The 7,671-nt window shown below is 70.1% G+C and carries 6 protein-coding genes and 1 pseudogene; all 7 read left to right on the forward strand.

Annotated elements, in window-relative coordinates:
• Positions 1-2: 2 nt before the first annotated feature.
• The gene (locus K933_RS02610) at positions 3-1,475 is read left to right on the forward strand and encodes a cytochrome b (RefSeq protein ID WP_023393126.1); all 1,473 of its coding nucleotides are present in this window, start codon (positions 3-5) and stop codon (positions 1,473-1,475) included.
• Complete coding sequence (locus K933_RS02615; protein ID WP_023393127.1) at positions 1,468-1,683, forward strand: hypothetical protein; 216 nt, start codon at positions 1,468-1,470, stop codon at positions 1,681-1,683. Before K933_RS02610 ends, K933_RS02615 begins: the two co-directional genes overlap by 8 nt.
• Positions 1,680-4,661, forward strand: coding sequence for a nitrate reductase subunit alpha (locus tag K933_RS02620; RefSeq protein WP_023393128.1), 2,982 nt, complete (start codon positions 1,680-1,682; stop codon positions 4,659-4,661). Before K933_RS02615 ends, K933_RS02620 begins: the two co-directional genes overlap by 4 nt.
• Entirely contained in the window at positions 4,658-5,749 is a 1,092-nt protein-coding gene (gene narH, locus K933_RS02625; protein WP_023393129.1) for a nitrate reductase subunit beta, read from the forward strand. The genes K933_RS02620 and narH overlap by 4 nt, the downstream gene beginning before the upstream one ends.
• A complete protein-coding gene (locus tag K933_RS02630; protein WP_023393130.1) occupies positions 5,742-6,572 on the forward strand; it encodes an ethylbenzene dehydrogenase-related protein in 831 nt (276 codons plus the stop codon). The genes narH and K933_RS02630 overlap by 8 nt, the downstream gene beginning before the upstream one ends.
• Positions 6,569-7,390: a molecular chaperone TorD family protein gene (locus K933_RS02635; RefSeq protein WP_023393131.1), complete on the forward strand. Its 822-nt coding sequence runs from the start codon at positions 6,569-6,571 to the stop codon at positions 7,388-7,390. The genes K933_RS02630 and K933_RS02635 overlap by 4 nt, the downstream gene beginning before the upstream one ends.
• Positions 7,387-7,671, forward strand: a pseudogene (locus K933_RS02640) (hypothetical protein); the annotation flags it as partial. The gene K933_RS02635 and the pseudogene K933_RS02640, both read left to right, overlap by 4 nt.

Genomic DNA, 7,671 nt, shown 5'->3' on the forward strand with positions numbered 1-7,671 from the left:
CGATGTCGCGCACCGACCGACTCGCCGAACGGGCGACCGACGCGGGCCGCCGGAGCTACGACTGGCTCGACGCCCGGTTCGACCTGGACGGCGGCCGCGCGTTCCTCGGGAAGGCGTTCCCCGCGGAGGACTCGTTCCTGCTGGGCGAGATAGCGCTGTTCTGTTTCGTGACGCTCGTCCTCACGGGGATGTTCCTCGGCATGTTCTTCGAGCCGTCGACGAGCGGCGTGGAGTACGAGGGCAGCGTCGCCCAGTTCCAAGGGCAGGAGGTGCCGGAGGCGTTCGCGAGCGTCCTCCACATCACGTACGACATCCCGTTCGGGATGTTCATCCGCCGAATACACCACTGGGCGGCGCACCTGTTCGTCGCCTCCATCGGGTTGCACATGCTCAGGGTGTTCTTCACCGGGGCGTACCGCAACCCGCGTGAGCCAAACTGGGTCGTCGGCACCGGCCTCGCCGGCCTGGCGATGGGTGCGGCGTACACGGGGTACGCCCTCCCGTTCGACGAGTTCGCCGCGACGGCGACCGGCATCGGCTACAACCTCGCGACGTCCGTGCCGTTCGTCGGCGGCGTCTTCGGGAAGGTGGTGTTCGGCGGTGAGTTCCCGTCGAGTGCGACCATCCCCCGGCTGTACTTCCTCCACGTGCTCGTCATCCCCGCCGCCATCGGCGCGCTGTTGGCGGTCCACATGGGGATCCTGATCCGCCAGAAGCACACCGAAGCGCCCCGCGAGCGCGACGTTCGCGGCCCCGGACCCGACCCGGCGGAGGCGTCGCAGGCGTCGCAGGCGTCGCGGGCGGACGCGGACGCCGCGGTGAGCGACGGGGGGAGCACGACCGTCGCGAGCGACGACGACGGCGTGGTCGTCGGCCTGCCGGCGTTCCCGAACCAGGCGGCCGTCAGCGCCGTGGTGTTCTTCCTGACGCTCGCGACGCTGGCGGCGCTCGCGGGCTTTCTCCCGGTGCACAACATCGCGGAGTACGGTCCGAACGACCCCGCGGGCACGCCGGAGCTGATCATGCCCGACTGGTTCCTGATGTGGGTGTACGGCTTCCTGAAGCTCCTCCCGTCGTGGATGAGCGTCACCGTTCCGGTGGTCGACGCCCACGTGTCGGCGGAGTTCGTCGGCGGCATCCTGCTGCCGGCGCTCGTGTTCGGCGTGGTCGCGGTGTGGCCGTTCGTCGACTACCACGAGCGGCCGACCCACTTCACGGCCGACCCGCTCGATCGACCCTGGCAGACGGCGGTCGGTGTGGCGGCGGTCCAGTTCGTCATGATCGCCTCCATCGCCGGGATGAACAACCTGCTGGCGCGCGCGCTCGGCGTCGAGACCGGCGTCGTCAACCCGGTGTTGACGCTCGCGCTGTTCGCGGTCCCGCTGGCCTCCGGGCTGGCGGTCTACCGCGTCCTCGGCGACGACGGCGCGAGCGAGGAGCGCGCGGGCGGCGCGGAGGTGGACGACGATGGCTGACGCCGACGCGGGCGCGGGGCTCGCCGTCGACCTCGGCCTGTCGGCGCGGACGTATCGACACCTCGACCGGACGAGCAAGCTCCTCGGCGTGGCGCTCGTCGCCGCCGGCCTCGACGCCGGCGGCGCGACGCTCCAGGGAGTCGCGCTCGGCGCGGTCGGTGCAGCGCTCGCGGTGGCGACGGTCTTCGTACGGAGACACGACGAATGAGCCGAAACGACTCACACGGACGACGGACGGACGAGGACGAATCGGCGGACGAACGGCGGCGCGACCGCGGCGCGGGGGCGGACGGCGACCCGGATCCGGAGCCGGCGGTCGGCGACCCGCCGGGGGTGCCCGACGGGGACGACGACGGGTCGGTCTCCCGGCGGGGGTTCCTCGAAGGAGTGGGTCTCGCCGCGGCGCTCGGACTCGGCGGCACCGCGGCCGCGGACGACCAGTTGTTCGAGATGGAGGGACTCCGGACGGTCGACGACCCGATCGGGGAGTACCCGTACCGCGAGTGGGAGGACCTCTACCGCGAGGAGTGGGACTGGGACTCGGTCGCCCGCTCGACCCACAGCGTCAACTGCACCGGCAGCTGCTCGTGGAACGTCTACGTCAAGAACGGGCAGGTGTGGCGCGAGGAGCAGTCGGGCGACTACCCCCGGTTCGACGAGAGCCTCCCCGACCCCAACCCGCGCGGCTGTCAGAAGGGGGCGTGTTACACCGACTACGTCAACGCCGACCAGCGGATCAAACACCCGCTGAAGCGGGTGGGCGAGCGCGGCGAGGGGAAGTGGCAGCGGATATCGTGGGACGAGGCGCTCACTGAGATCGCCGAACACGTGGTCGACGAGGTGCAGGCCGGCCGGTACGACGCGATCAGCGGGTTCACGCCGATCCCGGCGATGAGTCCCGTCTCCTTTGCCAGCGGGTCGCGGCTGATCAACCTGCTCGGCGGGGTGTCTCACAGCTTCTACGACTGGTACTCCGACCTGCCGCCGGGCCAGCCGATCACCTGGGGGACCCAGACGGACAACGCCGAGAGCGCCGACTGGTACAACGCCGACTACATCATCGCGTGGGGGTCGAACGTCAACGTCACGCGCATCCCCGACGCGAAGTACTTCCTCGAGTCGGGCTACAACGGGACCAAGCGGGTCGGCGTCTTCACCGACTACTCCCAGACCGCGATCCACACCGACGAGTGGGTCAGCCCCGAGCCGGGGACCGACTCGGCGCTCGCGTTGGGCATGGCGCAGGCCATCGTCGACGAGGGGCTGTACGACGAACCGCACCTGAAAGAGCAGACCGACATGCCGCTGTTGGTCCGCGAGGACACCGGGAAGTTCCTCCGCGCGAGCGACGTGCCCGCGGTCGACTCGGGCGCCGACCGGCCGGAGTGGATGCTGCTCATGGTCGACGCCGACGGCCGACTCCGCGAAGCGCCGGGGTCGCTCGGCGAACGCGACGGCCAGCACGACCACTCGAAGAGCATCGAACTCGACTTCGACCCCCGGCTCGACGCCGAGACGACCGTCGAGACCACCGACGGCTCGGTGCGGGTGCGGACCGTCTGGAACGAACTCCGCGAGGAACTCGCGAACTACGACCCGGAGACGGTCCACGAGGAGACGGGCGTCGGCCGGGAGACGTACCAGCGGGTCGCCCGCGAGTTCGCGGAGGCGGGGAAGGCGAAGATCATCCACGGCAAGGGCGTCAACGACTGGTACCACAACGACCTGGGGAACCGCGCGATCCAACTGCTGGTCACGCTGACCGGCAACCTCGGCGAGCAGGGGACGGGACTCGACCACTACGTCGGCCAGGAGAAGATCTGGACGTTCCACGGGTGGCAGACGCTGTCGTTCCCGACGGGGAACGTCCGCGGCGTCCCGACCACGCTGTGGACCTACTACCACGCCGGGATCCTCGACAACACCGACCCCGACACCGCGGCGAAGATCCGCGAGGCGGTCGACGAGGGGTGGATGCCGGTGTACCCCGCAGAGCGGGAGGACGGCTCCCGGCCCGACCCCTCGACCATGTTCGTCTGGCGGGGGAACTACTTCAACCAGGCGAAGGGGAACGTCGCCGTCGAGGAGGAACTGTGGCCCAAACTCGACCTCGTGGTCGACATCAACTTCCGGATGGACTCGACGGCGATGTACTCGGACATCGTGCTGCCGACCGCGAGCCACTACGAGAAACACGACCTCTCGATGACGGACATGCACTCGTACGTCCACCCCTTCACGCCCGCGGTCGAACCGCTGGGCGAGTCGAAGACCGACTGGCAGATCTTCCGCGAACTCGCCGCGAAGATCCAGGAGGTCGCCACGGAGCGGGGCGTCGACCCCGTCCCCGACCGGTCGTTCGACCGCGAGATCGACCTCCAGTCGGTCCACGACGACTACGTCCGCGACTGGGCGACCGACGAGGCGGGCGCGCTCGCGGACGACCGCGCGGCGTGTGAGTACATCCTCGACCACTCCGAGGAGTCGAACCCCGCCGACAGCGACGAGCGGATCGAGTTCGCGGACACGGTCGAACAGCCGCAGCGACTGTTGGAGGCGGGCGACCACTGGACCTCCGACATCGAGGAGGGCGAGGCGTACACGCCGTGGAAGGACTACATCCAGGAGAAGAACCCCTGGCCGACCGTCACCGGTAGACAGCAGTACTACATCGACCACGACTGGTTCCTCGAACTCGGCGAGCAGCTACCGACCCACAAGGAGGGACCGACGAACACGGGCGGCGACTACCCGATGGAGTACAACACGCCCCACGGCCGGTGGTCGATCCACTCGACGTGGCGCGACAACGAGAAGCTGCTCCGCCTCCAGCGGGGCGAGCCGCTGGTCTACCTCCACCCCGAGGACGCCGCCGAGCGCGGCATCGACGACGGCGACACGGTCGAGGTGTTCAACGACCTCGCGTCGGTCGAACTCCAGGCGAAGATCTACCCGAGCAGCCGGCGGGGGACCGCGCGGATGTTCTTCGCGTGGGAGCGGTTCCAGTTCCCCGACCACGACGACTTCAACTCGCTGGTGCCGATGTACATGAAACCCACTCAGTTGGTGCAGTACCCCGAGGAGTCGGGCGAACACCTCTACTTCTTCCCCAACTACTGGGGGCCAACCGGCGTCAACAGCGACGTCCGCGTCGACGTGCGGAAGAAGGGGGGTGACGGCGGATGAGCGCCGACGACACCCCGACGGGGACGGCGACCGGGACGGCCGACGGCGACGAGGGAGTGGACCTCGCGGACGGCGTCGACCACCAGGTCGCGATGGTGATGGACCTCAACAAGTGCATCGGCTGTCAGACGTGTACGGTCGCGTGCAAGTCGCTGTGGACCGAGGGCGGCGGCCGCGACTACATGTACTGGAACAACGTCGAGACCAAACCCGGCGCGGGCTACCCCCGCGACTGGGAGGAGTCCGGCGGCGGCTGGCAGTCCTCCGACCACAGCGAGCGCCGGCCCGGCGAGATCCCCGACAAGGAGGAGTACGGCGAGGCGTGGGAGTTCAACCACGAGGAGGTGATGTACGAGGGGAGCGACCAACCCCTCCGTCCGGAGTCGGACCCCGAGTGGGGACCCAACTGGGACGAAGACCAGGGCGCGGGCGAACACCCCAACTCCTACTACTTCTACCTCCCCCGGATCTGCAACCACTGTACGCACCCCTCCTGCGTCGAAGCGTGCCCGCGGAAGGCCATCTACAAGCGCGAGGAGGACGGCATCGTCCTGATCGACCAGGAGCGGTGTCGCGGCTACCGCTACTGCGTCGAGGGCTGTCCGTACAAGAAGGTGTACTACAACGCGGCCCAGAAGACGTCCGAGAAGTGCATCTTCTGTTACCCCCGCATCGAGGGCGAGGGTCCCGACGGGGAGACGTTCGCGCCGGCCTGTGCGGAGGACTGCCCGCCGCAACTGCGACTGGTGGGCTTCCTCGACGACGAGGCGGGTCCGGTCCACAAACTCGTCGAGGAGTACGAGGTGGCGCTCCCGCTCCACCCGGAGTACCGGACCCAGCCCAACGTCTACTACATCCCGCCGTTCGCGCCGCCCCAACACTCCGACGACGGCGAGAGCATCGACGTCGAACGCATCCCGCGACCCTACCTTGAGGAACTGTTCGGCGAACGCGTCCACGACGCGCTCGACCGCATCGCGCGCGAACGGGACGAGGTCGACCGGGGCGGCGAGAGCGAACTCCTCGACCTCCTGACCGACACCAACCCCGCTCGGAAGTACCGGCTCGGGGTGTTCGACGATGAGTGACGACCGACGGGCGGCGGTCGTCGGTGCGGTCGTCGCGTGTCTCGTCGTGACGACGGCCGCGTTCGTCCCGCCGCTGGTGTCGGCACGCCCCGCGAACCAGATCCCCGTCGAGTCGGTCCGCACCGGCGAGAACCCCGCGGACCCGACGGGCGAGGCCTGGGACGCCGTCCCGCCCGTCGAGGTGCCGATGGCGAGCGCGCCGAGCGGTCTCCCCAACGCGAGCGACACGTCCGTGAGCGCGCTCCGCGTCCAGGCCGCCCGCACCGACGCGCGGATCTACCTCCGGCTGTCGTGGGGCGACGGCACCGCAGACCGCAACGCGTCCGACCCGCGCCGGTTCGTCGACGCGGCCGCGGTACAAGTTCCGGTGAACACCACCGAGCGGCCGCCCATCTCGATGGGGAGCACGCGAAACCGGGTGAACGTCTGGTACTGGGGCGCCGACGACACGACGGAGGAGTTGCTCGCCGGCGGACCCGGAACCACGACCGAGTTCGACCGCGCGGCGGTGAACGCGTCGCCCAGGTACGACGACGGCCGGTGGACGGTCGTGCTCTCGCGTCCGGTCGCGTCGGACGCCACCAACCGCACGACGCTGGCGGTCGACCACGACGTCGACGTGGCGTTCGCCGTCTGGAACGGGTCGAACATGGAGCGGGCGGGCCGGAAGTCGGTCAGCGAGTGGTACCACTTCGCGCTTGGTCCCGGCCCGCAGGGACCGCCGTACGAGTCGATCCTCTGGGTCGTCGCCGGGTTCGCCGTCGTCGGCACCGCGCTGGTGACGATCCAGGGGGTTCGCGGGAACCGAGGTGAGACGAGATGACCACAGACCCGGAGACTGACGCCGAGACGCACGACGAGACGAACGGAACGCGTACCGAGTCGGCCGCCTCCGACGCGCGCGGCGCCCCCGAGTCGACCGACGGGGGAGCGGTCGGGAGTCGGTCGGCGGCCGACCGGGTCGACCCGGAGGGGGTCGACCGCGACGCGGCCGCACGGAGCAGCGTGTACGCGCTGCTCGCGACGCTGTTCGACGAACCCGACGAGCCGACGTACGACCGACTCGCGGGCGGCGAGGTGGACGCGACCTGTCGGGCGTTACTCGACGCGACTGACCTGTCGGTCGACCCGCCGGACCTGACCGTCGACGACGACCGCGCCACCCTCTGTGCGCGGTTCAACGACCTGTTCACGGTCGGGTACGCCGAGTACGAGGACCGAACCGACGGGTCGCTCGACACCGAAGGGCCGCCGGTGTCGCTGTACGAGACGACCTACCGGCCCGAGGCGTCGTGGAACGACGTGAACCTCGACCTCGCACGCGCGTACGACTACTTCGGGCTCGAAATCGACCAGTCGGCCCGGGACAACCACGACTACCTGCCGTACCAGTTGGAGTTCGCGGGCTACCTCGCCCGCCGCGAGGCCGGGGCCGAGTCGTCCGGCGGTGCCGCGCGGGCGAGACTCGACCTCCACGACCGCCACCTCCACGTCGTCGCCGGCGGCCTCGCCGACCGGATGGCCGACGAGCCGGGGACCGGCCTGTACGGCGAACTCGCCGACTTCCTCGACCGGTTCGTGACGGCAGACCAAGCCGCGCTCGCGCGGCGGGTCGAAGCGACCGGGGGTGACGGGGCGTGAGCGAGCGTCGGGTTCGGAACCGTCCCCCGGATACCGTCGGCGGACGCCTCGCGGCGGGTGCGGCGCGGGTGACGGCCGCGCTGCCGGCCCCCTCGCGCGCCGTCGTCGGCCTGCTCGCGCTCCTCCCGGTCGCCGCGACGACGCTGTACCGCGTCCTCCACAACGCCCCCGTGGCGCTCCCCGACCCCGTCACGGCGGCCGCTCGTCTCGCGCTCCCGGCCGTCGTCGTCGCGTCGGCGCTGGCGGCGCTCCTCCTCGCGGCGACCGCCGCCGGAGCCGGC

The organism is Candidatus Halobonum tyrrellensis G22, from assembly GCF_000495475.1.
GTDB classification, from domain to species: Archaea; Halobacteriota; Halobacteria; order Halobacteriales; family Haloferacaceae; genus Halobonum; species Halobonum tyrrellense.

Excerpts from the sequence above, each read along its gene's own strand:
- K933_RS02610 (WP_023393126.1), top strand. The coding sequence starts at position 3 with ATGTCGCGCACCGACCGACTCGCCGAACGGGCGACCGACGCGGGCCGC.
- K933_RS02615 (WP_023393127.1), top strand. The coding sequence starts at position 1,468 with ATGGCTGACGCCGACGCGGGCGCGGGGCTCGCCGTCGACCTCGGCCTG.
- K933_RS02620 (WP_023393128.1), top strand. The coding sequence starts at position 1,680 with ATGAGCCGAAACGACTCACACGGACGACGGACGGACGAGGACGAATCG.
- narH (WP_023393129.1), top strand. The coding sequence starts at position 4,658 with ATGAGCGCCGACGACACCCCGACGGGGACGGCGACCGGGACGGCCGAC.
- K933_RS02630 (WP_023393130.1), top strand. The coding sequence starts at position 5,742 with ATGAGTGACGACCGACGGGCGGCGGTCGTCGGTGCGGTCGTCGCGTGT.
- K933_RS02635 (WP_023393131.1), top strand. The coding sequence starts at position 6,569 with ATGACCACAGACCCGGAGACTGACGCCGAGACGCACGACGAGACGAAC.